The sequence below is a fragment of the Sphingopyxis terrae subsp. terrae NBRC 15098 genome (genome assembly GCF_001610975.1).
Lineage (GTDB): Bacteria > Pseudomonadota > Alphaproteobacteria > Sphingomonadales > Sphingomonadaceae > Sphingopyxis > Sphingopyxis terrae_A.
In genome coordinates this window covers 187,096-211,335 of record NZ_CP013342.1, presented here as the reverse complement: position 1 = coordinate 211,335, position 24,240 = coordinate 187,096, and the positions used below count along the sequence as shown (strand labels likewise).

Below are 24,240 nucleotides of genomic sequence, written 5' to 3'. Positions count from 1 at the left end.
TCAGCGATTGCGGTTAGCGGCGGCACCGGCGGCGTCGCGCGCGTCGCGGTCGCGCTGGCGGACGAGCCCGGCATAGTTCGCCGAGAGGTTGGCCTGGTTCAGCGCCGCCATATAGGACTGGCGCATCTGCGCGCGCTGGCGCAGCACTTCCTCGCGAAGATCGCGCAGCTGCTCTATCCCCTTGGTGAGGATGCGCGTCTGGCAGATATTGGCATTGCCTGCGTCGGCGGCACCGGCGGCCGACGTGCCGCGCTCGGCATTCGACAGCGCGAAATCGATGCTGCGAGTGAGATCATTGAGCATCTGGTAGGCGAGGGTCAGGGCGACCAGTTCGTCGGTATCGCCGATCACGGCATCCTCGACGCCTTCGCGCACGCCCCATTCGAGCATCCGGTAGATGGGGAGCGTCTTCACATTGGCGACGAACTGGCGCTCTTCGGCAGTCAGCGCGGCGCGGGTGCGGATCTTGGTCGCGATCGTCTGCATCCGTTCACGCGCGAGGACGAGCGCGCCGCGGCCCGGCCCGTCAGTCGCGCAGTCAGCGCTGGTCGGCGGGACGTTGAGCGACCGGGCCTGGACACGTCCGGTCAGGAAATCCTCGACGCCTTCGGTGTCCTGACGCGGGCAGGCAGGGATGGCCGAAAAGAGCGGCACCTTGTCGGTCGCGTCCCAACGCATGTAAACATCGCCGACCCGCGCACGCATCACGCTGGTCCATTCGCTGGCGCCGACGCGCGCGGCGGCGTGCGCGAGCAGCGAGCCGGTGCGGAAGATGTCGGTGACCTCGCGCGGGCAGTTGGCGAGCGCTTCCTTCAGATCCTCGGTCGGATTATTATTGTTCGCCTCAATCTTCTCGCGGCTTTGCTGATAACTTTTCGCATAACCCTGCTTGATCGAGCGATAGCCGGTCATCTCCTCGATGATCCCCGACATATTGTCGTCTCCTCGAGCGATCTGAACCATGCGGTTCGCAAGGCGGCAGTCGTTGACCTGGATCGAGTTCAGGAAGTTGGTCGCCGCCTCCATCTTCGAGATGATGTTGCCCATCTTCTCGTCGAGGGTTTCGAGGAGATACTGGAAGGCGACGGCGGGCGCGGCCTGCAGGATGCTCTCGAGCTTCTGGACGAGATAGTCGGGATCGAGAAACGACATGCCGCCGAGGAACATGTCGATGCCACCGCAGCCCGCGCGCACCTTGGGCAGCGTCACGCTCATCAGATAGTCGTTGTGGACGTCGACGCGGCCCGAGAAGCCGCCCGCGGTCACATAACCGCGCGCCTGGTCCTCGAAACTGCCGGGCGACGTGTAGGTCACATTGTCGAACCAATGCTCGGCCCAGCTTTGGGCATAGGCTCCCGGCGCGCCGGCTCCGCAGGTTGACAGGATGAGGGCGATCATAATGGCGCGGCGGCCGCCAAGCGAGGACATCAGCGTTCTTTCTCAGGGGCGGGATGTGGCAGGCTGAACCCGCTCAGGGTCGCTTGTGTTGACCTCTCGCGACAAGGGCAGAGGCACGTACGCGCCTCTCAGAGGCAAGGTCCTTCCGCCAATATGTCCCACGCGAAATGGGCCACTGCCATGTCGATCATCGCCTCGTCCCATGTTTCAGGGTCGGCAAGATGCCGTGATGGATTGCAAACGCTTTCAAAGGTTCGTATGTGTATGATCTAAGAAAAGGATACACATCATGCGGACCAACATCGTCATCGACGATAATCTTATGAGCGAAGCTCTCCGGGCAACGGGCCTCAAGACAAAGCGTGAGGCCGTTGAGCTCGGCTTGCGGACGTTGCTTCGGCTTCGCAAACAGGACGAGATTCGGAAGTTTCGGGGTAAGCTCGCTTGGACGGGCGATCTTGATGCCATGAGAACCGACGGGTGATCCTCGTCGATTCCAGCGTCTGGATCGATTATTTCCGGGGCGATGCCACACCGCAGACGGAACGATTAGACGCATTGCTAGGCGCCGAGCCACTGCTGACCGGCGACATCATTCTGGCTGAAGTCCTGCAGGGTTTCACCAGCGACCGCGACTTCAACGTCGGGCTGAGATTGATGGGGTCTCTCGACCAGATCGATATCGGAGGTCGCGATATCGCGATCCAGGCGGCCCGAAACTTTCGGGCACTACGCGGCAAAGGGGCCACTATTCGCAAGACCATCGATACGCTTATCGCCACCCGTTGCATAGAAGACGGGTTAGCACTGCTCTACAGCGACCGCGATTTTGATCCTTTCGTGGAACATCTCGGACTCTCGTCGGCCATGTCGGACGCACGCCGATGATGTGATCCCTGCAAATCTGGATCGTAGCTCCAGATTTGCAGGGATAAGTCGTTGCTCGATTTCGCTTCTTCGCCCTGAACGGATATCCAACCGGAATAAGCTCGAAGTTATGGCTTTGCTCGGCGTTGCGGTGAGATGTCCGGCCCTTGAGCAACAATTCCCGTGAATTTCGAAAACGCCCGGACCCCGGCTTGCAGGGCGCATGCCGGTCAGTATCTTTACGGCGAGATATAAATTGCGCGCGATATTGGGCGCATGATTCGGTGCCAACGGCAATCGGAATGATCCGGTTCGTATCGTTCACCGGTCGGACTCATGCGGCCGGGTATCCGGATTCAGGATAGGCTGTTTCGCTGAAGCTCGTCCGATCAGGTCTCGACTGATTTCTCGGGAGTGGGCAACGAGATTGCGCGTCTTTTCGCGAAGCATGAGCTGGCCAATAATCCCTTCAACATAGGCGGGATTCGTTTTGTTGATGACTGCCAGAGCCGTTTCGCACCTCGCGCGGCCGCAATGCTCAATAGCCCCGACTACATAGTCGGGTCCAAAATGCTCGGCGACCGCTGCAAGGTCGAACATATCGCGCGGCTGGAAACTCCAACCGCGATAGAAGACCTTTTTAGCGATGATTTCCGCTGGCGTTTCAAGCGCGATGGCGTGACCTTGAACGTCGTGCGCTCGTGTTGGATCTGGAATGATGCTGTCGCAGCAGATGAAATCAATTTCGCCCAGATCGTGATAAGCAAGCTTCAGCATATCGGTGCCTGCCTGATAGCTGTCAGGAGCGTGATCGAGTTTGATGCCTTGCGTTTCCGGATTGAGAAATGGGAGGATTTGTGGATCGTCCAGAAACAGGTCGATGTCGTGACTTTCACGATGATCGATCTGCAGCATCAGTGCGGTTCCGCCGCCGAAGCTCCACTGAGGCGCGAAGCCGTTCGCCTTCCTGAAATGGTCAAGAATATCTACGGCGAGATTGAAAAGGACCGGCCATTCGCTCGGCCGCTTTGCAGACACGGCGTCAGGCCGCCAGCGGTAGCGTGTAGCCCGAAAGTTCGGAGATTTTATCGGCGACTTGGCTCGCTTGACTTGCGTCTACGCCCATCGCTGCCATGAACTGTTCCTGGACGTTCAGCGGCACTTCGGAGAAGAAAGCGAAAACCGGCGCGTTGCAGTCAATCGCGCTCTTCAAGTCGACGATCATGGCAGCAAGCTGATGTGCGGAAACGGCCGCCCCATAAGGGGCGTTCACCGTCGTCAGCACTTGAGTTACAGCGTTTGCCATCATTCCACTCATAACACGATCCTGTTTGGATCGTTGTTTTCATATAGTCGCGAGCGGTTATCAAAACAAGAATCTCGCTCAGGTCGCGTCCTACGCCCGACGCGAGGCAATAATGACAAGACCAGATTCAGCTTATGAAGCATGCATCATGGCTTTGATGTTTCAAGCAGATTCCGCGCCAGAGCTAAGAAAGTTCCGTCCGGCTTATCGCGACGGGCCCCCAACGATTCCAGTGAATTTCGAGAGTGCGCGGACGCCTACCGCTGGGCGAACGCCCGTCAGCATCTTCGCGGCGAGATAGAGGTTGCGCGCTAAATTGGGCGCATGATCGGTCCCGACGGCGATTGGAATGATCCGGTTCGTATCGTTCATCGGACGCACCCATGCGACCGGATGCCCGATCCAGGGCAAGCCGAGCCGGCCCGATCGCAGCATCGCTTCCTGCGCGGAAATGGCGCGGACCTGCCAGCCATATCGCCTTCCCAGACTTCCGAGCTTGGTCCAGAGATCGGCGCAGGGAACGCAGCCGGGCGCGGTGCTCATCTCGACGACGAAGGCCGAACTGCGTCCGCGCAGTTCCTCGGTAAAGTCCGGCGGGAAAGCGCGCGTCACCGGAACGCGCGAGAGCCAGTGGTTCATCGCCGCAGTTGTTCCGACCGGATGGATCGCGGCGCGCGCTGCATCCTCGCGGCTGACAGTCTGCGCCATGCCGGGCGAAATGACTAGGATGCTCATGCTCAGCGCGCTTGCACATCGCGCCAACATACTGAACTCGCCTTGCAGGTAAGGGGATTTGCTCTTACCTTGTGCTATTGAAAGGACTCGCCACATGAACGCTGTTACCATTACCGCGAAAGGGCAGGTCACGCTGCGGAAGGAATTGCTCAGGCATCTCGGCGTCCATCCAGGCGACAAGATCAGCTTTGACAAACTCCCCGGCGGTGAAATCAAGATTCGGGCCATCAGGCCTTCCGGAAAGATTGAGGATTTCTTCGGGTCACTCAAGCGGGAAGGCCAGCGGCCCATCTCGATCGAGGAGATGAATGAGGCCATTGAAAAGGGCTGGGCCGGACAGCTGTGAAAATTACTGCCGACACCAATATCCTCGTCCGATCCGCAACGCTGGACGATCCCGTTCAAAGCCCCTTGGCAAAAAAGCTCCTGAAGGAAGCAGAACTTGTTGCTGTGACGCTTCCGGCCTTGTGCGAGTTCTGCTGGGTGCTCAGAAAAGTGTATCGCTATGAGGCGGCAAGGGTCGCTGCATCGGTCAGATTGCTTATCGACGCCGGCAATGTCGCAGCGGACCGACAGGCTGTTGAAGCGGGGCTTGCAATACTGGAGCAAGGTGGAGACTTCGCTGATGGGGTCATCGCCCACGATGGCCAATGGCTGGGAGGCGAGACCTTCGTGAGCTTCGATCGAGGCGCTGTTGGCCTTCTGGCAAAGCATGGGCAATCTGCGATGAACCCCGATCAATCGAAAGCTTGATCCAACTGCGCTGCGCTGCTCGGCAATAGACGCTGTCATCGACGCGGCTCCAAGCCCGCACCGACGAGGTCGCCGCCCAACACACGGGGATCGGTCGCGGAAACCGGCCCATTGCCGAGTGCGTCGAAGAAACCATCTTCCTCGCCCGCGCCGGTCAGGAACTGTTCGGGCCGAATGTCGCCGAGCATCAGCCGCACGGCCTGGTATGTGGTCTGCGCGAGATTGGGATAGGATTCGACACCCGACGCGATCACCATCCTTGCCGAGCTGTCGCGGCGGATCACCATCGTCGTCGGTGTCACCTCGACGCCGAAGCGCTGTCCGAGCTCCGGTCGGCGCTCGAGATCCATCTGTGTGACCTGCCAGCCCGTCTCCTCGCGGAACCGTTCGAGGATCGGCCATTGCACCCGGCAATAGCCACAGGAATTCCGCGAGAACATGACGAGCGCGAACTGGCTTGCGTGGGCGCGGAGATACCGGCGGCGAACCGCTTCCTTCTCGGCACCCATCGCCGCGCGCGCGTCGCCGACGATCGGGTTGGCGGACTTGGCATTGAGTTCGGGGTTCTGAAGCAAGGCGATCTGAGTCACGCCTGCGAACGCACGTGCCTTGCGCCGCGCGAAGTCCTGCAGCCGCCAGAAGTCCGCGACCGCGTCGACGGTGAGCACGGTCGCTGCATAGTCGCGTTGCTGCTCGATCAGCTTGCGGATTTTGGGCGGCGTCCATGTCGCCAGTTCCGCCATCGGCGGTATCGCCGGCTTCATCAGCGCGTCGGGCTCGGCATCCGCATCTTCGACCGGCGGCGGTGCCTGATACCACCAATAGCCCTGCTTCGGTTCGCGGGTGGGTGAGGTCGGCTGCGCGGCGGCGGGGAAGGCCGTGATGAGCGCCGCGAGGAGGGCAGGGCGGATCACAGCAGCTTCTCCATGCGGGTGAGGCGCGCGATCGGCACCGGTCCGTAATAGCGGCTGTCGAACCCGCTCGGGTGCAGCGAGCCGACATAGATCAATCCCGGCGGGATCAGCCCGTGATCGGGCCGCCAATAGTCGAGCCGCTGGCCATTTCGCCCGTAGGGCTTGGTCACGCCGAGCAGGACGCCGTCGCAATAATACCACCCGTCCATGGCGTGGGGCTCCATCGTCGACGGTTTCTCGATCAGCGATATGCGCTCGCCGGGCATGCAAAGCGCGCGCTTGGTCACCTTGACCGGTTCGGGGCCGGCCAGCGGATGGGAGAGCATGAACAGGACGAAATCGCCCTTCTCGATCGGCCCCGGCGCCGCGCGCACCGCCCAGGCGTCGATCGACGGCGACATCACGAGAATGGCTTGCTGCATCGCCCAGCACGTCAGAAGCCCGAGTGGCACAACGATCGCCGTCGCCTTCCAGAGCCGGTCGGGGCGCGCGGGCTCGCCGAGCCCCGGACTGCCGAGCGCAACGGCTGCGCGCCGCGGCAGTCCCTTCAAACCGATCGCCAGATGCTTACCGGCCTTCCAGGCGAGACTGAGCATCGCGCACCTCCTCTTTTCCGCCGAGGCGGGCAATTTCTTCGAGCAAACCGGAAAGGGCGGCATCGCCGTAAGCGATATGGCTCCCGCGCGGACTTTCCTCCTCGCGCTCGCAATAGGGGAGCACCGGATCGCCCGGGATCATGGCGAGCGCGGGCACGCGGGTGACGCCGTGCTGGCGAAAGACCAGCGGGTCGACGATCACCTGCACGTCGCGCATCACGCATGCCGGTCCCTCGCAGCCGGGATCGAGGCGGAGAATCTCGGCGGTGAGCTTCGCCATCGGCGCGACCTTGGCCATCCCGCCCGGCATGCCGCGAAACGCGAGGACACCGCGTGCCTTCTCGAGCTGCGCTGCATAGGTGCGCAGCGTTGACGACGGCATCGACGAGGAGACGAACAGCACAGGCACCCAGCCTTTCGCCGCCGGCGCCGGACCGGCATCGGCGACGGCCTTGATCTCGGGCGCTTCGAGCCCGAGTGCCTGGCCGAGCCGCTTCGCCATCGCCTCGCGCTCTGCGGCGAAGCGGTCTTTGCCGGTCTCAAGCGCATCGCGGGCGCGGGCTTCCATCGCTGGCGACTTGGCACGGTCGCGCATCGCCTCGAAGGCGCGCCGGCGTTCGACCTCGCTCGGCTTCGGCAGGTCAGATGGGCCGTTTTGCTGTTGGGCTTTGCGGCGCGACACCGCGCCCTTCAGCCGGTCCATCGCCGCTTCGCCCTCGCGTTCTACCTTCTCGCGCGCCGACGGGTTGTCGTCGATGCCCGGCGATATTTGCGCTGCGGCAAGGCCGGCGATGCCGGCTACGTCGGCGAGCGCCACCGCGAGTACGGCGCGGCGCCTAGCGGCCGATGGCCTGCATATAGGCATCGATACGATCCTTCATGTCTGACTGGATGTCGGCCTGCGCGCGGGCCTGAACTTCCGAATAATATTCGGAGAGGTCCATTCGGCTGAAGTCGAGCGCTTGGAACTCTTCGGGCGTGAACCCGCGGCAGTTCGGCGTCTTCACCGGTCCCCAGCCATCCGCGAACGACTTCAGCTGCGGGCGGCCCTGTTCCTGGATGATGCGGCCGAGCTTGGTATTGAAGCAGCAATGGCTGCGCGACTTCTGGACGCAGATGCCGAGGATCTTCGACGAGCAATAGGAGCCGACCTCGACGCACATGCCCGAGCCGCGTAGCATGCCCGTCTCCATGTCCTGCTGGTCGCAGGAGGAGAGGAGGAACTCGATCATGACGTTGACCGCGAGGCTGATCGCGATCGAGGTCGGATCGATGCCGACAATGATCGCATTGGCGCCCGCGCTCGCCGCCTGGCTTGCCGTCGCGCCCGCCTGGAAGGCGGCATAGGCGGCTTGGGCTCCGGTGAACACGCCCTTGGCGATCGCGATCTTCGTCTGCGTCGACGCGATCGACGAGCCCATTCCGTCCTTGACGATCTTACCCTTGTCCTTGCAGCAGTTGGAAAAGGTTGTCTTGAGGCCCGCTGGGCGGCAGCGCAGCGCGCGGCCGCCGAATATCTCGATGTTCCCGAGACAATTGCCGTCGGTGTCGACTTCGCCGTCGGCGGGCGCGCCCGGATCGTCGACGACGGGTTCATCCTCGATCGGGTTTGCCGCGGTATCGATGCAGGCGTTCGGCGAGCAACTCGGCACGCCGCCGCTCGCCAGCGTCTCGCACGCATATTGCGAACCAAGCGGGCAGGACGACGCGCCGCCGGGCTCGGGCGCGCACGATGCCCGTTCGATCGGGCACTGCCAGCTACCACCTTGCATCCCGACGCAGCTAGCGGTCTCGCCCGCGTCGTCGGCGTCACCATTGCCATTGAGGTCGACCGCGCAAATCTGCTGCGCCTGCGCTGCCGACGCGTAAACGGCGAGCGCGAAGGCGACGATGCCGAACAGGATCAGCGCGAGGCGCGACGGCCAGAAGAGAAAGCGGCCCATCATCGCGCTGTCGCCGTGCAGGCGAGATCGGCGCCAGCGAGCCTGACCGTTTGCATCATGACCACCGCCTCGGGAAAGGTATCAAGGCAGCCGCAGGGCGTGACGATGGTCTCGCCGGGACCGGCGGGACAGACATTGCCCGGTGAGCAGGCGTGATAGAAGGTGTCGAAGCCGGTCGGGCTGGTCTGCTGCGCGCCGACGACGCCCGCAGGCGCCGCGTCGGTATTGGCTTTCGCAGAGCGCGTCTTGCAGACCGCCTCGCAAGCTGGAACCGAGCCGCGATCGGGAAGCGCGAAGGCGCGCGTAGACGCGGCGCTGCCGCCGTCGGCCGTCCGAACGCGGTCGGCGAGCAGCGTCTCGGTCGAACGATCGATGATATAGGCGCCGCGCGACAGGTCGGGTTCGGGCATCGCGCCGGTGTCGATCGCGCATTTATAGGTCCGCTGGCGCAGGAAAAAGTCGCGGGTAAGGGTAGCGGTGCAACTGCCCGTGCCGAACTGGCGCGACCGCGGGAGGGGGCGAAGGCCGGTGCCGACGCCGTTCAGAAACGTCTGGACGCCATCGACGCTCTCGCTGTCGAGGCGGCACTTTTGATTGGCGCCAATATCTTCGCACTGGTCGACGAGCCGGTCGCTCGGTTCGCATGCGTCCGAAACGCGAATCTCGACGTCGACCAGTCCCCATTCGGTCGTGAGAGGCGCACCGCCGCCGCCGCCGCGCACGCGTGCCGACACCGTCGTCGGCCCCGCCCGCAGGTCGGTGGTAAAATCATAGGAGGTGTAATTGCGCGCCGCGCCGCCATCGGTGCGGCAGTCGCCTGAAGGCAATCCTGTCGTCAGCCACGGACGCGGCCCCGCGGAGCCGACGACGCGGCCGTTGATGCGGCCCTGGACCCAGTCGTCGGCGCCCATCTCGACGATCCGCGCCGACAGGAGCTTCGCGGGGTCGCTGACTTCGAAGCGCGCGGTGAAGATCGGCGGCGCGCTACTGCAATTGCCATCTCCGATGATGCGAAAGCGTCGGCAGCCTTCGCCGCAGCCCTGAACCGAATAGATGACGCCCGTCGCGGAGACGATATCCTCATACGCGAGCGGCCGCAGTGTGACGTCGCGTTCGATCGTGCAGGCGCGGACCTGTTCGGCCTTGCCGATGCCGGCGGGCGATCCCTTGAGGCTCTGGAACAGCGAGCTTCCGGCTGCGGTCGCCGCGGCGTCGCCGAGGATCGAAGTCGGACGGCCGCGATAGGCTGTTTGCGGAAGGTCCGGCAAAGCCGTGCAGGCGGTTGATTGCGCTCCGACATACTGGATCAGCGGGCCGTTGATGCGCGCCTCGGCCACGCCGACGCGGGGATCGTGGCTCGTGAGTGCGCCGATCGCGCCGCCGCCGAGATCCTTGAGCACCGACGGCAGATTGTCCATCACGAGATTCGCGCCGCAGCTGTTGTTGACGCAGTAACAGCCCGCGAGTTCGGCCATTTCGGCGGCGGCGAGCCCCAGGTCGCCCGAGACATCGACGTTCCAACGATGATAGTTGCACGCGTTCCAGCTTCCGGGCTGGCAAGCGATGACGCCGTTGGCGCAGATGCCCGAGACGGGCACGGGCAAGGTGGACACGCGGTCGAAGCTGCCGTCGAGATCGGTGTCGCGGGCGATGCGGACGGTGTTGATGTCGCCCGTGCCGTCAGGCTGGATCAGGATTTCGAGGAGGCTCGATGTTTTCTGGCAGGCGAGACTCGGCGTAAAGCTCTGGCTGCGATCGACCGTCGCGATCGGCTGTCCGCTGAGGCCGGGGGTGAGGTAATTCTCCTGGATCGCCTTGCTGGTCGAGGACTTCGCGCGAGAAGCTTCCGCGGCTGCGCGCGCGCGGTCCTCGACTGACTGCGCCAGTGTGCTGGCGGAAGCCATTGCCGCCATCGGCAGCAACAGGAGAGAAACCGAGCGCTTCACGAACGATCACCGTCCACAGTGCGCGATCCATGCGCGAGCCGAAACAGGTCTCCCGCCCGGAAGTCATCGGATCCGGGCGAGAGGTGCCGATAGACGGCCTGGCCGTCGAACACCGTGAGCACCGCTTTTACCCGAGGACACGGCGGGATCAGGGCCGGTCTCGCTTGTGGCGATGGCAATTTACCCGTATCGTCTGCAGGTGGAGCGGCGCCCGAGAGGGGGCAGGGCGCCGCTCCCGCCTCGCGCGCCTGCCGGCAGCCACCGGGGCTGTGGCGGGCAGACCGGGCCGATTCCGGGCTGCGCACGAGACGATCGGGAAGTGCCGGGTCAGGGCGTCGAAATGCCGGCACAGCAGATCGCTTTCTCGAAGAGCATGAACTGGGCGTTGTCCTTGCCCGGCGCGTGTTTGCCGGAGGTCCAGAGCGCGCCGGGACGGCCGATGTTGACGCACTTGCCGCCCTTCACCGGCTCCATGAGCTGGAGTTTGTATCGGCTCTTGGTCCAGATCGGCTGCGGCTTGAACGAGCAGCCGTCCGCCGAATGGATGGTCAGCGCGCCGAGCCGGCCCATCATGAACGTGCCGCGCGCTGCCAGCCCCGCCCAGGCTTCGACGCGGTCGCCCATGTGAATGTCGCCGGCGACAGGATAGGTGCTTCCCCAACTGCCCATGCACCAGAAGAGCGGGTCGATGACCTTGCCCGCTGCCGCCGCGGCGCTGTCGGACATGCAGGCAAGGCCGGCCGCGGGATTGCCGAACAGGATGCCTTCGGGCTGGATGATCGCTCCCAGCGTCCCCGACTGCCAGGTCGGCATCACCTCGGTCATCAGCGCGACGTCGAAACCGTCATCCTCGAGGCACGGAAGATCGCTGAACATGTCGAGCATCTTCCAGACCGGCGCGACATAATAGTGCATCTGCGCGAACAACTTCGTCGTGTTCGTGCCGTCCGAAATCGACGACTGGCTGCCCTGGAGCTTGCCGCCGGTCGCCATGATGTCCGTGCCGAGCGCCATCATGCAGCCGGGTTCGGTCACCACGTCGATCATCCGGTTCGGAGTCCAGAAACTGACCTTGACACCGAACCAGAAGGTTGCACCTTTGCGGCACGCACACAGCGGTTTCGACGCCGATTGTGCGTCGAGCGCCTTGTCGAGCTTGTCGTAGCTGCCGGCGCGCACGCCGCCGATGGTGATGGGGAAGATGCAGTTCCAACGCACCTTGGTGATCGGGTTGAAGATCGTGTCGCTCGGACATTTGGATGCTTGCGCTGGAGCGGGGATGAAAGCGAGAACTGCGCCGAGCCCGACGGGTACCGCCCAGCGAAAGGACCGGCGCGTCTTCTTCGGCTCGACTTGGCGCCTGGCGCCGCTGCTCCCCGATGCGGAAGTCGCGCGCAAGTGTCGGCAAGCTGGCATGACTTCTCCGTTCCGCCAGGTAGGGCGCTGAAAAGGTTGGATGAGGCTTCGGCGCTCTGTATGGGCGATTGGCCTGCCCGAAGCGGAGATGGACCCGCCGACATGCTCGTCGCAACCAGATGGGAAAGGATATGCCGCGGATGGGCACATCGTTGCCGCTATCAGCGGTGCGGGGCCGGCTTCCGTGACGCTGAGGTTGGATTTGCCGATCAGATGTCTGCTCGCGGTCCCGTCGCGTCCTTGCGGACCAGACCATGGCGAAGGGAAGGCACCAAAGCTCGCTTCTTGCGAAGCGAGTTCCTCCAGGCATCAACGAAGTCGACGATCGGGCCAAATGGGACCCTGCGGAATCTTGCGAACTTCATCGAAGTAAAAAAAGACGCCCGTCCAGCCGGAGCCAGGCGGGCGTCAAGATGAAGAACTCTGTCTTCGTTTCCGATTAGAGCTCCCCTGGGTCGCGGCGTCCGAATAGGCGGATGACCGGATTTGCGATTGGATGAAGGCGCCAAAAAAGAGCTGGCGAAATTACGGCGTGCTCGCCGAGCGTAGGATTTGGCTCGCGGGAGCCGGGCCTTTTCGTTCAAGCGCGAACTCGCTGAGCTCGAGCTTTTGTCCGACCTGCGCGACTATGACCGGCGCAACGCGAAGATCGAGCCGCTCCTTCACGCGCTCTTCGAGAATGAACAGCGGGCGCGCAACCTTCTCTCCGAGTGCGATCGGGTCGGTCACCTCCGGGCCGCCTCCGGCGAGCAATATCCAGTCGCTCGCCCGCGCGTGGCCAAGCGCCCAGTTCAGGTCGCGCGAATGAACCACGATCAGGCGCTGCGGCATCGACACATAGGTGAGGGGGTTGAAGGTGTAGCCTTTGGGATAGAGCAGTTTGCCGTCGTCCAACCGGACCTCAAAATCGAGCGTGTGGAACGGCACGACGCTTCGTTTCCTGTTCGCGCGCGCAACGCCGAGGGCGGCTGACTGCATTGCGCTCCACTTCTCACGCGGACCGAAACGACCCGCGATGCTTTTCGGCTGCTGCGCAACGCGCGCCTCGATTTCAGAAAGGGCATCGGGTTCAGCGATCGCCCAGGTGCGCCCGATCGCCGCGGTCTGTCCACGCGCCGTGGCGGCGATGACGAATGCCCCAAACACGAGCATCAACGAGGTGCCAAACTGCCAGGCGGCCACTCGAATGCTACCGCGATCATGTTCCACGACGATATCTCCTCCATCTTTCTCGCGGATCGGAGCTGCCAACACCGATGATCGCACCGACAAGTGAAACCAACGAGAGAAGGCTCAGCACGACGATGAGCGATCGCGGCGAGTTCGCGATTGGGCCGGGCGCGGCGAAGAGGATGAGGGCTTGCGCCTGGCCGAGCATCAGGCCACCGACGGCCAACCTGACCGCGATGGGCGAAGGAGCGTGGGAGAGGAGGCCGTTCATCGTGTCCGCCGATGACCGCGCCACCGGAGCATCAGACCGCTCGTCACGGACGAGAGCCAGATCAGGACCAGCCCGCTTGCGAAGCAAGCGATTCCGACCGTCACCGACGCCTGCGTAAACAGCGACGTCGGCTGGTCAACCAGCAGTCCGGCGATGAGAACGAGGCCAGCCATCATGACGGATTCGATCATGACGAGCCGGAACCGCCAACCCAGTGCCTGCCGCTCGGCCACTGCCGCAACGGCCGCGTCGAACAGCGCCCGATCGGCGGGCAACATGGCGTCGAGCTGCATCGCTAGCTCGTCGGGATGGAGCGAAGGCCGCTTCATGCCGCTGGCTCCGATGCTCGCGGCAAGTCGCGGCTATCGCCCAATATCTCGCGGGGATCGACGTCGGCGAGCTCGCACACAGCCTCGAGCGGCGATCGCCCGGCCCGGATCAGTGCTTCGAACGCCGCGACTTCGCCGGGCGCGCTGGTGTTGATCCAGTAGCTGAAGGGATCGACGACAAGCCGCGCGACCCCGAGCCCGAGCGGAGAGTCGATGAAGACCTCGCTATAGTTCGGCTTGTTGTTGCGGACCGATTTCAGGAGGTCGAGGACGAACCCGGAATAGTCAAGAATTTTGCTCTCGACAGCACGATCATAGGTGGAGCCTTGCAGGAGGAACCGCGTCGCCGCATTCTCGAGGATGACTTGGCCTGTGCCGCCGAACAGCGTGAGGTCGTTCATAGACTGGAGGACGATGCCGAAGCTGCCCTGATATTTGCGGGCACGGCGGTAGCCTTGTGCGAAGGCTTCAGCCAGCCGCGACAGATCCTGACCATCGCTTTTCGTCATGAACTGCGCTGCTTCGTCACAAAGCACGAAGCGGGGCCGGTCGCGCGCCGAGAGGTAGAGCTCCTGCGTCACCGCATTTACCACCACCATGACGATGACGTTGAACAGGTCAGGCATGGCTTTCAGCCGCTCGAGCTCGAGGACGACGAACTCGTCGGCGGAGATGTCGAAGGTCGACGGCCCGTTGAAGAAGTGCCCGTAAGCGCCATCCGAGCCGAAATCCCTGAGATTGAACGCGAGCTCGCGCGCGACCGGCTTCAGATGCTCGACACGGTCGAGATCGGCTGCGGCAAATTGCGGATAGGCACCGAGCCAGGCGCGGACCGAGTCGATGCCTTCATCGGCATAGCCCCCATCGATCGTCCACTGGACGGCCGACTTGATGAGATTCCATTCTGAGGTCGAAACGCCTTTGCGCGTCGCCGCGTTCCCCATCTCGGCAACGATCGCGACCGCCATCGCGATCGCCGAATGCTTGTCCTCGCCGTCTAGCGCGAGCCCGAGGTCGAACGGGTTCAGAACCAGCCGTTCCTCGCCGACGTCGATATAACGACCCGAGCAGAGGGTGCAGAGCTTGCGGTAGGATCCGCCAATGTCGATGATGCGGATGAGGGCGTTCTGGGCATAATATTGCCGGCAGAGATCGTTGAGGAGGAAACTCTTGCCCGCGCCGCTTTCGGCCGCGACCACAAAATTATAATTGTTGATGCGCGGATCGAAGAGGTCGAGTGTGACGAGCTGACCCTTGCGGCCCACATAGAGCAGGGCAGGGCGGCCGCCTCCGCGAAAGTCGGTCTGGATCGGCGCCATCAGCGCTGCCGCCTTCACCGGCATCCGGAAATCGCGCTCGAGCATCTTGATCGTTCGGCGCTCGGGATAAAGGCCGAACGGCAGGCTCGCGGTCAGCAAGATCGGATTGAGGTAGGATTCTTCCTGCACCATCCAGGGCAGCGGTTCACTTTCCCAGAGGCGCTTGGCGCGCGCGGCCATCTCGCGGGCGTGATGGGAATCGCGGCCGAACACCCAGACGGTCGGCATGACCGAGACGAAACGGCTGTTGCCGGCCTCGTCGAGCACCCAGCCGATTTCCTCGATCTGTTTGCCGACCTCGACCGCAAAGCTGCCCGCCGCTTTCTGCGCCGACAATATCTGGGCGCGCTTGTGAATTTCGAACTGCGAATGGTCGAAGAGGATGTTGAGGCAATAGAGGAAGGGGCCGCCAATCTGGTCGCTGTCCTCGGCGCTCCCGCGCATCCCGCCCATCAGCCGGTTCATGTGTTCCGCGGTAACCCGCCTCGCCGGCGCTTTCGGCGTCAGGCAGCGTGCGACCTGGCCCCCGAGGAACACTTCGGGTCCGTCGAAAGCGAGATCGGGGCCGGCATCGACGATCTGCTTGCGGATCGGCGGGGCGGGGTGCCCGGCTGCACCGCTGGCGAATACGCCAGGAGCGTCCTCGAAGACGCCGTTGAAGATACGGCGATAGAAGGAGATCATTTCGTGCGGCTCGACGCGGCGAATGCCGAGCTTGGCAAGCTGCTCTTCGATCTGGCGGCGCAGGTCGCTGTGCATGGGGGCGCGCGTTTTGACAGCGAGGAAGGTCCGGAAATCACGCACCGGAATGCCGTGGAGCGCGCCAAGCCCGTTCCGGCCTTCGTTTAGATAAGCGTGCGTCCGGCGCGCCGATGCCTGGATCAGCGGATCTGGCCGGGTCTTGAGGTCGAGATAGGCGTCGAGCGCTGGCGCAATCAGCGGGTCGGCGAAGCTGATAAGCTGGACGACGCTGTTCTCGGGAAACTGGACGTTGAACAGGCCGAGCAGCGCCTGGTGAACATGCGCGAACATATAGGCGGTAGGGGTCAACTCCCAAGCATAGCCCCAGCCATCATCGATGCAGAGAAAGGCTTCCTCTTCCTCGACCCAGGCGACGAGCGGGAGGAAATCCGAATAGCGGTCGCGCGCAACGGCGCGGTGCAGGTCGGAGAAGGTAAGACCACCGCCGGTTCCGGGCGCCTTCATGGCCGCGGCTCCGCGCGCGCGGGCACAACCGGCGGCGTCAGTTCGCTTCCGGGCACCTCGCGGATCTGCTCGAGCACCGGCACGCGCGCCGCGGCTGAGACCGGCGGCACGAGATAGCCGCCGACGACCCAGGAGGGGGGCTCAAGCACCGAATAGACGAAACGCGGCATATAGAGCCGGTCGGGCCGGTTCCGATCGGCATAGGGCAGGATCAGTGTTCGCACCGCCTGCGCCGGCCGCAGCATCGGCGCCTCGGGCGCCTCGATCAGCCCCTGAAGCTCCCGGTAGACGCTGTCGCGGTAATCACCATAGGCATCAGCATCGCTGCGTCCTCGGCGCGCGGTGCCGCGCTGGTTCGCCTTGAGCAATATCTTGTCGCGTGTCACCGCCGGGTCCGAACGCGAAGCCCGGCCCTCCGCCGCATCCTCATAGGCTTTCTCGGGATGGATGCACTGGCCGTGATCGTCGTTCTTGCAGCTGAACTTTTCGCTGTACGGCGACATCGCTGAGCCGAGCGTTGCGCACCCTGAGAGTGGCAAGACGCCGGCAAGCAAGAGTGCGGCTGAGCAGAGGCGCGCGCGGCGCCGGTTTGACATATCGGTCATCGATATTCCTCCGAGGATGGGCGGGGGCATCAGAACTTGCTCCCGGCGGTCGGCTTGATCTCGAGCGTGACGCCTTCCTGGATGACGACGACGACGTCCTTGGCGGCGCCCACTTCGACGATAGGTCCCGCCTGCCGCGCGAGATCGAGATAGAAGTCGGTGAGCTTGTCGGACGACTTCGAGAGGCCGCCTGCGATCCCCACCTTGGCGGCGTCGCCGACATCGAGCGTCCGCACCGAACCCAAGGCCGATGTCGACACGTCACCGACCGTGTTCTCGACCGTCTGGCTGATCCCGCTGATCGTGCCGGCGATGAAGGCGCGCGCGAGACTCGCGCCGGCGCGCGTTACCACCTTGCCCGACAGCCCCTTCTTGCCGTCGGTGTCGACGAAGAAACCCTTGATCGGCTGGTCGACCACCGAGCGTTCGTCGAAATCGACGCAGGACAGCGATACGAGCTGGACCTCGACCCGCTCCTTGGCGAGGCTGCCCGTCGCGTTGCCGATGACGAAGCAGCCCGAGAGATTGGCCTTGACGTCATTCGGCAGCACGGCGGGCGCCTGGACGCGCGCAATCAGCGGCTCGGGGTTCGAGGTAGCATCGCGGCTCGCGAGCGCGTCGATCCCGGTCAGCAGCCGCGCCTTCATGAAACCAGGTGGCAAATAGATCGTCCGGGTCTTTTTTTTAGCGCCAGACGGCGCGCCCTTGCCATCGGCCGCGGCAATCGTGCCGGGGGCGGTCACCGCGGCGCCGATCGCGCCGACGGCCTTTTCAACCGGGGGCGCAGGAGGAGCAGGGGGCGCCGCGGGTGGTGAAGGAGGTGGCGGGATCTCGCCCGTCGCGATTTCGGCATCGCCGGGCGCGGGTGGATAATCCGGTATCGCGCCCGGCAGAGCCGGGGGAAGCCCGGGGTCGCCGTCGGGAGGTGCGCCTGGCTTGCTGCCGGGCACGACCTTGCCCTCCTCGATCGCGGTGACGCGGTCGCCGAGCAAGGTCTGGCCATCGAGAATCTTCTGGAGGTCGCCCCGCAGCTTGGTCTCGAGGCTGTCGCCGCGCAGGCCGGCGCCCATGTCGAGCTTGGTCACCGCTGGCGCCTCGGGCGCCTTCTCATCTCCGCCTGTACTCGCCGCGTAGAGACCGGTACCGAGCATCGCGACGACGCCCGCGACACTCAACTGCTTGGCGCGCAGCTTCTGTTTCGAGCCCAGCGTCGCCCAGCGCTCCTTGAATGCGAGAAGAGCGGGGCCGCGAGTGGCCTCGGGCGGAAGCGGTTTGCCGACCTCGCCGAGATCGAGCGGCTCTTGTTCGGGCGTGTCGTTCATTCGCCGTCTCCCCGGCGGATAACGATCAGCCGCGCGCTTTCGCCCGCCTTGAGGCTCAGTCGGTCGAGCGTGACTGCGAAGATGTCGATGCCAAGCGCGCGGTCGAGGAACTGCTGTTCCTCGAGCACGACATCGCTGTCGCTACCGAGGCGATACTCGGAGACGGAAAGGCCGGAGCCTTCGATCGCGAGACGCCGGCGCTCGACGAGCTGCGCCGAGGGGAGGCCGGCAATCGTGATCGTTCCCGACCGCGGCGCGACCTCGGTGAAGCTTGCCGGCACGCGGTCCTGAAGCATCGCGAGCGTGATCGACACTGCCCTCTCTTCCTCGACTAGCGGCCCGAGCAGCTCCTCATTGGCCCGTGCGCGCTGCGGCCGTCCGGGAGCAAGCGTGACCGTTTGCGCGGGAATTTCCGTAGGCTCGGCATAGAGCGGATAGATGGCCCCGTTGCAGCTGATGAAGAACTCAGAGGGTGTCGTCACATAGCTGCGCGTCACCATACCCATATCGTCGACTTCCTTGACGAGAAACTTGATCCAGGCGTCGGAGCCCGCGCGCTCGACCGCGATCGCCTTCTCGGCCGAGAATTTTACATCCTCGATCTCGCCGCCGACGCAGACGATATGATTGACGTCGCGGTTTGAGAGGCGGATCGTGCTCATCTGGTCGGGAAGGACGGTGATGGCTTGCGCTGATGCGGGCGCGGGCAACAGCAGCGCGGCAACGGGCAGCGCCGCCGCGAGCCTAGCGAGGCTGGACATCGAATTTCTCCTCGGTGAGCGAAATGACCCAGAAGCGTCCGTTCTCGATGGCGTAGCGGACGCGAAGTTCGCCGCGGAACTTGCGGATGACACCGCCGATCACGCGGACCTTCTCGATCGGGACCAGGATGTCACGCTCGGTCCACTGGACCGGCTGATCGGGGCGGATGTAGGTCGCGATCGACAGCGTCGGATTGCCCGCGAGCTCGTCCAATATGCCGTTCAGGCTGTCGCGCATGCTGTCGTACGCCGATGGATGGACGATCGAGAGCAGTTCCTGGAACTGCCGGTCGGCCGAGTAGGCCGAATAGGTCCCGGCGAGCGCGACGATATTGCGCGTCATCGTGCGGATATAGGCGGCCGATGGCTTCGAGCCGGTCACATAGAGATCGCCGCCCGAACCGAACGGCACGACCACCGTGCGCTCTTTCTGGTCCGAGCTGTAAATGACCGTGCCAAGCACCGCGGTAATGCCGAACAGCCCGACGATCGCGAACTTGAGCAGCCGGTTCTCTTCGAAGAGGTTCGATGAGCCCTGAATGTACCGATGGATCCCGAAGCTGGCGGGTTTACCGAGCAGCGGGTCGACCGGCGCGCTTCGGGGTTTGCGATGACGCGAGAACATCTGCGGCCTCACTCGTAAAATCGGGTTTGGGTCGGACCCGGATAATGGCGAAAGCGAAGCATCCCCCAGCGCCATGCGAGATGGGCGAGGAAACCGCGCGGCTGCGCGCGCTTCCATGGCAGGAAAAGGAGAAGGGCCGCGATGAACGCCCAACCGACCAGTCCGCCGACGATGACGGCGACGAAGATGGTGGTGACCACCAACACGAACTCGTCCGATCCGAACCACAGGATCTGAACCGGCTTGTGCAGATATTGGGGCAAGCGTTCGTCCATCGACCCTTCTCCTCCTGCTACGGTCCTCACCAGCGAAGCAAATCGAAAGCGAAGACGAGGGTCCGGGAGCACTTCCTCCCGGTGACCGGAACGTGGGCGAGCGTGGAACCCGAATGCTTGCCCACGTTCCGATGCCGTCAGATCACCATGCCGAAGGTTTGAAGGATGCTGTCCGCCTTAATGAGGCAGACGGCAGCGACGATCGTCGGGATGCCGATCATGATATTGCTGAACAGTCGCGACACGCCGAACAGGAAGGCGGCGACGCCCCCGACGAAGCCGAGCGGGCCTTTGACACCCTGGTTCACGACAATGTCGTAGATGTCGTAGCCGAGATCCCCCGCCACGGGCGCGGTAAAGGCGTGGGCGCTTGCCGCGAGGAGCGACAGAAGCAGGACCGGTACGCCGACATCGGCGGCCGAAAGTACGGTTCTGGTAAGTTTTTTGACCATGAATGATTGCTTTCTTGGGCATTGGGCCGCCCTGAACTCTGCCTGCCGGCATCGATGGTGATCGTTGTCGGCCGACGGCGGTGCTGGACGGCCCGAAGGGGCGTCGCCGCCGGCATTCCGGTGCGTTGGGACCGAGAGCGATGATGCTCTCTGCGTCCGAGCAGCCGCCATGAAGAGATGGAATTCAGCGAGAGACACGGTTGGTCTTCGCCGAGGATAGAAAGGCCTCGATCTCGGCCTGCTGAAATCCGGAGATGAGCTTGCCGCCCGCGATCAAGGTCGGCGTCCCGCTGACACCAGCGGCGCTGACCACTTTGGCGTGAGCTTCGACCTTTCCGCGGCCTTCAGCGCAGGTTCGCAGCGCTGTCGGCGCGGCACCCGAATAGATGGCTTTAAAGGCTACCGCCTTATCGACTGAGCACAGGATGTGCTCGGACTTTGCCGCGGCTTCCGGATGAATGCCGCTCACGAAGAATATGAGACGCCGGACCGGTTTTCCCTCGGCGGCCTTCGCTGCCCAATATCGATTAAGCGCGCGACAATAGGGGCAGTCGGGATCGGTAAATTCGATCACCGTCGGCGCATCCTTGGGGCCGATTTCAAGCGCCTGTGAGGAGTCTATCGATTTCAGACGGTTGGAGATGCCGGCTTCCTGCGCGAGGGCTGTCAGATTGACGCCGTTCTTGTCGAAGATCGACGCGAACAAGAGATGCTCGCTCTCGGGCGCATAATAGACGATCCGGCCGCCAGCACTCGCTTGATAGATCGCGCCTTTCACCGGCGCCGGTTCGAAATCATCGAACTGGAGATTTGTGAAGGTTTGCTTGAGTTGCTGCTCCGCCTCCGCTGCGGCTTTTGCCAGCAACACCTTCTCCGTCTTCTCTTGTGCACAAACGACCGGCGAGGCGAGAAGTGCGGCCGCCGCCAGTAAGACGGCAGGTTTCTTGAAGGGGCCGTTCGCCGATAATGACGATAACCGGAATCGAGGCGCAGCACGATCGTTCGCGGAATCGCATGACATGAGTCCTCCCTGGCGCGACGGCGCCCGTTCGATGTGGGTTGCGTGAACGTCCGATGAGGCAGCCAGTGATAAGTCAGCCGGTCGGAACGGAGGGATAGATGGACGCGCTGTGAGCCAGCGGCAATCGTGAGGGCAGGCGCGTTCCCCAAGGCGGCACGATTGTGCCGCAGCCGAGCATCGTGATTCCAACTTTCATATTGGAATCAATGAATTGAAGGGAATTGCGTCAGGCGCGACACAGACTGAAATCCTTGAAGATGAACGAAGCTAATAGACTGAAAGCATCTCTACTTGCTGTGTCGCTCAGCGATAGCCAGCCTCGCATGGAGCGCTAGCGCACCACATACTATTCGGACGGAAGCTCATGTCGGACACCAGGACATGCGAGAAGGGCGGCGTCGCTTCGCTGGATCAGCTCAAGGAGTTCTCTGGGCGGCGCATCGAAAGCGAGCGTCTTCGCCGTCGCTTGAGTCAGGAGCATCTTGCCCGCAGAGTTGGATTGAGCGTTCGTTGGCTACGAGAGATCGAGAGCGGTAACCCGGCCGTGGCGCTCGATGACCATTTACGTTGCGCAGCGGCGCTCCGTCTCGCGCCCGCGTTCGTCCTTCTTCCCTTGTTGGACCCTGACTACAGCCAAGCTTCGTCGATCGATCCAGCGCCATTCGAATGGGCCGACATCGAATATCTGATCTGGACTCATATCGGCAGACGAGCAGGATGGGCTGCACACCGCGGCGAATTTGAACGCGCCCAGGAACCTCTGCGCGCCGAGGTTCGAGTCCCTGCTGAAAATCAGTCAAGAACAGCACAATCTTTACCTGCTACTCAGGATAGGAGCTAAAATTGCTACTTCTGAAAATTTGTCAAGTGAACCAGGGACAAGGATTTGCGTACCCGAGTTGCATTGCGATCAGAACGACGAAGTTCGGGGCAAACCGACATCCCAGGATCGTCCAGAACTTGCCAAGATACTCGATGGCTTCTGAGCTGCTACCCGTTTCTGGACCGCCCTGCTGGCAGCCTTCCAGCGTGCTGACATCAGGGCGGGCCATGTGCCGCTGATGCCAACATGAGCGATATCGGTGATTTGTTTTCGATCGCGCTGTGCGGTCGTACCTCGTTGTAGTCCCTACGCCAAGCCTCGCATTTTCGCACCGCGTCATCCAGGCTCATGAACCAGTGGGCGTTAAGGCATTCCTTGCCGTTGAAGCTCTCGATGAACGCGTTGTCGGTGGGCTTGCCAGGCCGCGAGAAGTCGAGCGTCACGCCCTTCATGTAGGCCCACAGATCGAGCTCGCGGGAGATAAAATTCGCTGCCATTGTCAGCCCTGATCGAGGCGGGATAACCCACTTGCGCGCAGCCCCGTTCCAGCACCTCGAACACATCCGGTGTCCGGTGCAGGCGCGATTGCCGCTCGACGACGTGTTCATCGCGCTGAAGGACGTGATCCCACACCTGACACGCTCGTCGCTGCACCGTTGCCTGCAACGCCACGGGATCAGTCGGTTGCCCAAAGCCGATCGGGAGAAGCCGAAGAAGTTCAAGAAATATGAGATTGGCTACTTCCACGTCGATATCGCGGAACTGCGCTATGAAGGCGGAAGAGGCTTCCTCTATGTCGAAGTGGACCGCACCTCGAAGCTGGTGTTCGCCCGCATCTATCGCCGGGCGACCAAGCTTGCCGCGGCAGCGTTCCTGCGCGTGCTTATCAAGACGGTGCCATACAGGATCCGTGGCCTGCTGCCGGTTTGGTGGACACCGAGATAGGGTGTTTCCACCTATCGGAGGTCCACAATGCAAAGAAGGAAGTTCAGCCGCGAGTTCAAGCTTGAGGCGGTGAGGATGGTCCGCGAACGCGGGGTGACGATCGCGCAGGCGTCGCGCGATCTGGATGTGCATGCGAACGTGCTGCGTAAATGGGTCCGGGAGCTTGCCGCCGATCCGGGTCATGCCTTTCCCGGTCACGGTCAGATGAAGCCGGAGCAGATGGAGATCGATCGCCTGCGGCGCGAGCTGGCCAAGTTGAAGGCGGAGCGCGACATCCTAAAAAAAGCCGCCGCCTACTTCGCGAGGGACTCGATATGAAGTTCCAGTTCATCGCGAAGCACCGAGGGATCTGGCCGGTGGCATGGATGTGCGGGGCGCTCGGTGTCTCGCGAAGCGGCTTCCATGCCTGGCTGATCCGCCCGCCGTCGCAGCGTGCCCGCGACGACGAGGTGATCGGTGCGAAGGTCCGTGCCAGCCATGTAGGAAGTTATCGCACTTATGGCGCGCGCCGTGTCTGGCACGACCTGCTGGCCGATGGGGTGTCCTGCGGCCTGCACCGGATCGAACGGCTCATGCGGGCGCAGGGTCTGCGAGCGAGGCCGCGGCGACGCGGGCTTCCCAAGGATCACGGCGATCGTTCGGTCATCGCCGGCAACGTGCTCGATCGCCAGTTCACGGCAGACAGGCCGAACCAGAAGTGGGTGGCCGACTTCACCTATATCTGGACGGCCGAGGGATGGCTCTATGTTGCTGCGGTGATCGACCTGTTCTCGCGCCGGGTGGTCGGATGGTCGATGACTCCCAACATGACAGCCCAGCTCGTCACCGATGCGCTGATCATGGCGATCTGGCGGCGCGGCAAGCCCGATGCTCTCCTGCATCACTCGGATCAGGGCAGCCAGTATAACAGCGAGCAGTTCCAGCGGCTCATGGCCGACAATGGGGTCACCTGCTCAATGAGCCGGTCCGGCAATGTATGGGATAATGCCGCCATGGAGAGCTTCTTCTCCTCGCTCAAGACCGAGCGGATCGGGAAGAAGATCTACCGCACGAGGGCGCAGGCGAAGGCCGACGTGTTCGATTATATCGAATGCTTCTACAACCCGACCCGGCGTCACTCGACCTTGGGTTACCTCAGTCCTATCGACTTCGAACGTGAAGCTGGGGTAGCCTGAATGAACTTATCTCGGTGTCCACCAAACCGGCAGCAGGCCACCGTAAGCGCTAATTTACCCCCACATT

At 63.1% G+C, this 24,240-nt stretch carries 27 protein-coding genes and 2 pseudogenes; 7 read left to right on the top strand and 22 right to left on the bottom strand.

Annotation, left to right across the window (positions count from 1 at the left end; all coding sequences use genetic code 11):
- Complete coding sequence (locus AOA14_RS01005) at positions 1 to 1,398, bottom strand: conjugal transfer protein TraH (protein ID WP_234178595.1); 1,398 nt, start codon at positions 1,396 to 1,398, stop codon at positions 1 to 3.
- A 289-nt stretch (positions 1,399 to 1,687) separates the two neighbouring features.
- Here AOA14_RS01005 and AOA14_RS01000 point away from each other — a divergent pair, with 289 nt between their 5' ends.
- Positions 1,688 to 1,882, top strand: a complete 195-nt coding sequence (locus AOA14_RS01000) for a type II toxin-antitoxin system VapB family antitoxin (protein ID WP_058804243.1) — start codon at positions 1,688 to 1,690, stop codon at positions 1,880 to 1,882.
- On the top strand, positions 1,879 to 2,286 hold the full coding sequence (gene vapC / locus AOA14_RS00995; RefSeq protein ID WP_058804244.1) for a type II toxin-antitoxin system VapC family toxin: 408 nt from the start codon (positions 1,879 to 1,881) through the stop codon (positions 2,284 to 2,286). The genes AOA14_RS01000 and vapC overlap by 4 nt, the downstream gene beginning before the upstream one ends.
- A 300-nt stretch (positions 2,287 to 2,586) precedes the next feature.
- On the opposite strand, the gene AOA14_RS00990 is transcribed toward vapC, so the two are convergent.
- The 3 genes from AOA14_RS00990 to AOA14_RS00980 all read right to left on the bottom strand — a co-directional run bounded on the left by AOA14_RS00990 (position 2,587) and on the right by AOA14_RS00980 (position 4,306).
- A complete protein-coding gene (locus tag AOA14_RS00990) occupies positions 2,587 to 3,303 on the bottom strand; it encodes a nucleotidyl transferase AbiEii/AbiGii toxin family protein (protein WP_052208291.1) in 717 nt (238 codons plus the stop codon).
- Positions 3,304 to 3,307: 4 nt separating this feature from the next.
- Entirely contained in the window at positions 3,308 to 3,583 is a 276-nt protein-coding gene (locus AOA14_RS00985; RefSeq protein ID WP_223181289.1) for a hypothetical protein, read from the bottom strand.
- A gap of 192 nt (positions 3,584 to 3,775) precedes the next feature.
- A complete protein-coding gene (locus AOA14_RS00980) occupies positions 3,776 to 4,306 on the bottom strand; it encodes a thioredoxin domain-containing protein (protein ID WP_052208289.1) in 531 nt (176 codons plus the stop codon).
- 94 nt (positions 4,307 to 4,400) lie between these two features.
- Between AOA14_RS00980 and AOA14_RS00975 the strand changes: the two genes are divergently transcribed.
- Positions 4,401 to 4,652, top strand: coding sequence for an AbrB/MazE/SpoVT family DNA-binding domain-containing protein (locus AOA14_RS00975; protein WP_039575504.1), 252 nt, complete (start codon positions 4,401 to 4,403; stop codon positions 4,650 to 4,652).
- Positions 4,649 to 5,059 carry a type II toxin-antitoxin system VapC family toxin gene (locus AOA14_RS00970; RefSeq protein WP_054588716.1) on the top strand — a complete coding sequence of 137 codons (411 nt, stop codon included), beginning with the start codon at positions 4,649 to 4,651 and terminating at the stop codon, positions 5,057 to 5,059. The genes AOA14_RS00975 and AOA14_RS00970 overlap by 4 nt, the downstream gene beginning before the upstream one ends.
- A 35-nt stretch (positions 5,060 to 5,094) precedes the next feature.
- On the opposite strand, the gene AOA14_RS00965 is transcribed toward AOA14_RS00970, so the two are convergent.
- The 17 genes from AOA14_RS00965 to AOA14_RS00890 form a co-directional block, all read right to left on the bottom strand.
- On the bottom strand, positions 5,095 to 5,973 hold the full coding sequence (locus AOA14_RS00965) for a conjugal transfer protein TraF (protein WP_082665250.1): 879 nt from the start codon (positions 5,971 to 5,973) through the stop codon (positions 5,095 to 5,097).
- Positions 5,970 to 6,569, bottom strand: coding sequence for a S26 family signal peptidase (locus AOA14_RS00960; protein WP_054588715.1), 600 nt, complete (start codon positions 6,567 to 6,569; stop codon positions 5,970 to 5,972). Before AOA14_RS00960 ends, AOA14_RS00965 begins: the two co-directional genes overlap by 4 nt.
- Complete coding sequence (locus AOA14_RS00955; RefSeq protein WP_054588714.1) at positions 6,541 to 7,434, bottom strand: type-F conjugative transfer system pilin assembly protein TrbC; 894 nt, start codon at positions 7,432 to 7,434, stop codon at positions 6,541 to 6,543. The genes AOA14_RS00960 and AOA14_RS00955 overlap by 29 nt, the downstream gene beginning before the upstream one ends.
- Positions 7,406 to 8,515 carry a conjugal transfer protein TraN gene (gene traN, locus AOA14_RS00950; RefSeq protein WP_039575491.1) on the bottom strand — a complete coding sequence of 370 codons (1,110 nt, stop codon included), beginning with the start codon at positions 8,513 to 8,515 and terminating at the stop codon, positions 7,406 to 7,408. Before traN ends, AOA14_RS00955 begins: the two co-directional genes overlap by 29 nt.
- The gene (locus tag AOA14_RS00945) at positions 8,512 to 10,416 is read right to left on the bottom strand and encodes a hypothetical protein (RefSeq protein ID WP_238929702.1); all 1,905 of its coding nucleotides are present in this window, start codon (positions 10,414 to 10,416) and stop codon (positions 8,512 to 8,514) included. The genes traN and AOA14_RS00945 overlap by 4 nt, the downstream gene beginning before the upstream one ends.
- A 369-nt stretch (positions 10,417 to 10,785) precedes the next feature.
- The gene (locus AOA14_RS00940) at positions 10,786 to 11,739 is read right to left on the bottom strand and encodes a TraU family protein (protein WP_039581037.1); all 954 of its coding nucleotides are present in this window, start codon (positions 11,737 to 11,739) and stop codon (positions 10,786 to 10,788) included.
- Positions 11,740 to 12,399: 660 nt separating this feature from the next.
- Positions 12,400 to 13,026, bottom strand: coding sequence for a hypothetical protein (locus AOA14_RS00935; protein WP_062902937.1), 627 nt, complete (start codon positions 13,024 to 13,026; stop codon positions 12,400 to 12,402).
- Positions 13,027 to 13,072: 46 nt separating this feature from the next.
- A complete protein-coding gene (locus AOA14_RS19535; RefSeq protein WP_054724994.1) occupies positions 13,073 to 13,315 on the bottom strand; it encodes a hypothetical protein in 243 nt (80 codons plus the stop codon).
- Positions 13,312 to 13,644 carry a hypothetical protein gene (locus AOA14_RS00930; protein WP_054588712.1) on the bottom strand — a complete coding sequence of 111 codons (333 nt, stop codon included), beginning with the start codon at positions 13,642 to 13,644 and terminating at the stop codon, positions 13,312 to 13,314. The genes AOA14_RS19535 and AOA14_RS00930 overlap by 4 nt, the downstream gene beginning before the upstream one ends.
- On the bottom strand, positions 13,641 to 16,169 hold the full coding sequence (locus tag AOA14_RS00925) for a TraC family protein (RefSeq protein WP_054588711.1): 2,529 nt from the start codon (positions 16,167 to 16,169) through the stop codon (positions 13,641 to 13,643). The genes AOA14_RS00930 and AOA14_RS00925 overlap by 4 nt, the downstream gene beginning before the upstream one ends.
- Positions 16,166 to 16,774 (bottom strand): TraV family lipoprotein, encoded by a 609-nt coding sequence (locus AOA14_RS00920; protein ID WP_054588710.1) that lies wholly within the window; start codon positions 16,772 to 16,774, stop codon positions 16,166 to 16,168. The genes AOA14_RS00925 and AOA14_RS00920 overlap by 4 nt, the downstream gene beginning before the upstream one ends.
- 29 nt (positions 16,775 to 16,803) lie before the next feature.
- The gene (locus tag AOA14_RS00915; RefSeq protein ID WP_054588709.1) at positions 16,804 to 18,096 is read right to left on the bottom strand and encodes a TraB/VirB10 family protein; all 1,293 of its coding nucleotides are present in this window, start codon (positions 18,094 to 18,096) and stop codon (positions 16,804 to 16,806) included.
- Positions 18,093 to 18,857 carry a type-F conjugative transfer system secretin TraK gene (locus tag AOA14_RS00910; protein WP_054588708.1) on the bottom strand — a complete coding sequence of 255 codons (765 nt, stop codon included), beginning with the start codon at positions 18,855 to 18,857 and terminating at the stop codon, positions 18,093 to 18,095. Before AOA14_RS00910 ends, AOA14_RS00915 begins: the two co-directional genes overlap by 4 nt.
- Positions 18,841 to 19,482, bottom strand: coding sequence for a TraE/TraK family type IV conjugative transfer system protein (locus AOA14_RS00905; RefSeq protein WP_062900422.1), 642 nt, complete (start codon positions 19,480 to 19,482; stop codon positions 18,841 to 18,843). The genes AOA14_RS00910 and AOA14_RS00905 overlap by 17 nt, the downstream gene beginning before the upstream one ends.
- Positions 19,483 to 19,490: 8 nt before the next feature.
- Entirely contained in the window at positions 19,491 to 19,757 is a 267-nt protein-coding gene (locus tag AOA14_RS00900) for a type IV conjugative transfer system protein TraL (RefSeq protein WP_054588706.1), read from the bottom strand.
- A gap of 137 nt (positions 19,758 to 19,894) precedes the next feature.
- The gene (locus tag AOA14_RS00895) at positions 19,895 to 20,209 is read right to left on the bottom strand and encodes a hypothetical protein (protein ID WP_054588705.1); all 315 of its coding nucleotides are present in this window, start codon (positions 20,207 to 20,209) and stop codon (positions 19,895 to 19,897) included.
- Positions 20,210 to 20,393: 184 nt separating this feature from the next.
- Positions 20,394 to 21,230, bottom strand: a complete 837-nt coding sequence (locus AOA14_RS00890; RefSeq protein ID WP_082665251.1) for a DsbC family protein — start codon at positions 21,228 to 21,230, stop codon at positions 20,394 to 20,396.
- Between the two features lie 364 nt (positions 21,231 to 21,594).
- Between AOA14_RS00890 and AOA14_RS19050 the strand changes: the two genes are divergently transcribed.
- On the top strand, positions 21,595 to 22,071 hold the full coding sequence (locus AOA14_RS19050; protein WP_081997358.1) for a helix-turn-helix domain-containing protein: 477 nt from the start codon (positions 21,595 to 21,597) through the stop codon (positions 22,069 to 22,071).
- Positions 22,072 to 22,268: 197 nt separating this feature from the next.
- Here AOA14_RS19050 and AOA14_RS00885 read toward each other — a convergent pair.
- Positions 22,269 to 22,617: pseudogene (locus AOA14_RS00885) on the bottom strand (integrase core domain-containing protein); the annotation flags it as partial.
- Between the two features lie 6 nt (positions 22,618 to 22,623).
- On the opposite strand from AOA14_RS00885, the pseudogene AOA14_RS00880 reads away from it, so the two are divergent.
- Both AOA14_RS00880 and AOA14_RS00870 read left to right on the top strand, forming a co-directional pair.
- Positions 22,624 to 22,974, top strand: a pseudogene (locus AOA14_RS00880) (IS481 family transposase); the annotation flags it as partial.
- Positions 22,975 to 23,025: 51 nt separating this feature from the next.
- A protein-coding gene (locus AOA14_RS00870; protein ID WP_202988351.1) for an IS3 family transposase occupies positions 23,026 to 24,173 on the top strand; the annotation gives its coding sequence in 2 pieces (ribosomal slippage) (positions 23,026 to 23,284 and positions 23,284 to 24,173; 1,149 coding nt in all).
- Positions 24,174 to 24,240 lie beyond the last annotated feature (67 nt).

What these genes read in the sequence shown, in the direction of transcription:
- AOA14_RS01005 (WP_234178595.1), bottom strand. Translation starts at nt 1,398, where the DNA reads ATGATCGCCCTCATCCTGTCAACCTGCGGAGCCGGCGCGCCGGGAGCC.
- AOA14_RS01000 (WP_058804243.1), top strand. Translation starts at nt 1,688, where the DNA reads ATGCGGACCAACATCGTCATCGACGATAATCTTATGAGCGAAGCTCTC.
- AOA14_RS00985 (WP_223181289.1), bottom strand. Translation starts at nt 3,583, where the DNA reads ATGAGTGGAATGATGGCAAACGCTGTAACTCAAGTGCTGACGACGGTG.
- AOA14_RS00980 (WP_052208289.1), bottom strand. Translation starts at nt 4,306, where the DNA reads ATGAGCATCCTAGTCATTTCGCCCGGCATGGCGCAGACTGTCAGCCGC.
- AOA14_RS00975 (WP_039575504.1), top strand. Translation starts at nt 4,401, where the DNA reads ATGAACGCTGTTACCATTACCGCGAAAGGGCAGGTCACGCTGCGGAAG.
- AOA14_RS00960 (WP_054588715.1), bottom strand. Translation starts at nt 6,569, where the DNA reads ATGCTCAGTCTCGCCTGGAAGGCCGGTAAGCATCTGGCGATCGGTTTG.
- AOA14_RS00955 (WP_054588714.1), bottom strand. Translation starts at nt 7,434, where the DNA reads ATGCCTATATGCAGGCCATCGGCCGCTAGGCGCCGCGCCGTACTCGCG.
- traN (WP_039575491.1), bottom strand. Translation starts at nt 8,515, where the DNA reads ATGATGGGCCGCTTTCTCTTCTGGCCGTCGCGCCTCGCGCTGATCCTG.
- AOA14_RS00945 (WP_238929702.1), bottom strand. Translation starts at nt 10,416, where the DNA reads ATGGCTTCCGCCAGCACACTGGCGCAGTCAGTCGAGGACCGCGCGCGC.
- AOA14_RS00935 (WP_062902937.1), bottom strand. Translation starts at nt 13,026, where the DNA reads ATGCTCGTGTTTGGGGCATTCGTCATCGCCGCCACGGCGCGTGGACAG.
- AOA14_RS19535 (WP_054724994.1), bottom strand. Translation starts at nt 13,315, where the DNA reads ATGAACGGCCTCCTCTCCCACGCTCCTTCGCCCATCGCGGTCAGGTTG.
- AOA14_RS00930 (WP_054588712.1), bottom strand. Translation starts at nt 13,644, where the DNA reads ATGAAGCGGCCTTCGCTCCATCCCGACGAGCTAGCGATGCAGCTCGAC.
- AOA14_RS00925 (WP_054588711.1), bottom strand. Translation starts at nt 16,169, where the DNA reads ATGAAGGCGCCCGGAACCGGCGGTGGTCTTACCTTCTCCGACCTGCAC.
- AOA14_RS00920 (WP_054588710.1), bottom strand. Translation starts at nt 16,774, where the DNA reads ATGACCGATATGTCAAACCGGCGCCGCGCGCGCCTCTGCTCAGCCGCA.
- AOA14_RS00915 (WP_054588709.1), bottom strand. Translation starts at nt 18,096, where the DNA reads ATGAACGACACGCCCGAACAAGAGCCGCTCGATCTCGGCGAGGTCGGC.
- AOA14_RS00910 (WP_054588708.1), bottom strand. Translation starts at nt 18,857, where the DNA reads ATGTCCAGCCTCGCTAGGCTCGCGGCGGCGCTGCCCGTTGCCGCGCTG.
- AOA14_RS00905 (WP_062900422.1), bottom strand. Translation starts at nt 19,482, where the DNA reads ATGTTCTCGCGTCATCGCAAACCCCGAAGCGCGCCGGTCGACCCGCTG.
- AOA14_RS00900 (WP_054588706.1), bottom strand. Translation starts at nt 19,757, where the DNA reads ATGGACGAACGCTTGCCCCAATATCTGCACAAGCCGGTTCAGATCCTG.
- AOA14_RS00895 (WP_054588705.1), bottom strand. Translation starts at nt 20,209, where the DNA reads ATGGTCAAAAAACTTACCAGAACCGTACTTTCGGCCGCCGATGTCGGC.
- AOA14_RS00890 (WP_082665251.1), bottom strand. Translation starts at nt 21,230, where the DNA reads ATGTCATGCGATTCCGCGAACGATCGTGCTGCGCCTCGATTCCGGTTA.
- AOA14_RS19050 (WP_081997358.1), top strand. Translation starts at nt 21,595, where the DNA reads ATGTCGGACACCAGGACATGCGAGAAGGGCGGCGTCGCTTCGCTGGAT.